The organism is Lactobacillus acetotolerans DSM 20749 = JCM 3825 (genome assembly GCF_001436775.1).
Classification (GTDB): domain Bacteria; phylum Bacillota; class Bacilli; order Lactobacillales; family Lactobacillaceae; genus Lactobacillus; species Lactobacillus acetotolerans.
The window spans coordinates 1-735 of sequence record NZ_AYZC01000085.1 but is presented as its reverse complement, the minus strand read 5'-3'; the positions used below and the strand labels follow the sequence as shown (position 1 = coordinate 735).

1 protein-coding gene is annotated in these 735 nt (G+C 44.2%); it reads right to left on the bottom strand.

Annotated elements, in window-relative coordinates:
* A partial coding sequence (locus FC77_RS08315) for a transposase (RefSeq protein ID WP_056971013.1) occupies positions 1 to 599 on the bottom strand: 599 nt, incomplete at its 3' end.
* Positions 600 to 735: the final 136 nt, after the last annotated feature.

The window sequence follows — 735 nt, the reverse complement described above, 5'->3', positions numbered from 1 at the left end:
TTCATCGGCCTTTGTGCCTGGCAGCGCCTTTTACCGGCAACACTGCGCTGGTCATTGCTTACAGCTGGGTGGCCAACTAGGTTATGTGGTTTCCCGGTTGACATTAAAGCAAAATTAACTGGCAAGAAAGTATTGGCATCACTCCAGCCTAAAGTGAGCCCCCGGTAGCCGGTTAAAAATTTCTGCAAGTTATGGTCATATACTTTAGCCAGTAACTCGGTCTTCTGGGAACAGGAACGGGACATGAGGGTATCATCGACAATCAAAGCCAGTCGTCTGCGGCGGTCAATCACCGGTTTAAGACGGGCAATTAATTGCTTGGCTGCCAGGCAGAGCAGGCGCTGCCAGTTAATACGGCCATCGTTTAAAACATTACGGGCGGTTCTAATAGTAAATTCTTTAGCTGCCTGTGCCCGGTAAAGTGAGTGGCGAGCGAATTTAGTTGCCAGCAGCCAGGAAACAACGGCCGTAAGGCTAACTACGGATTTGCGTTTAAAATTAACCTTTTTGCTTAGTTTAGCTAGACCAATCAGCTTAATAAAAGCAGTAATTACATTTTTCAGGTCGTTTTTTTCAGCTAATTGTTTTATACTTTTCATAGACACAAGACCTCGTTTACTTTTTATACTTTTCAAGACACAGTATAACGCAAGGAGCTTGTGTTTTTATTTTTGGGCAGGGAAAGCCAGGTATCATACACTAAGAGCATGGTATCTGGCTTTCAAGTTTCAGTTA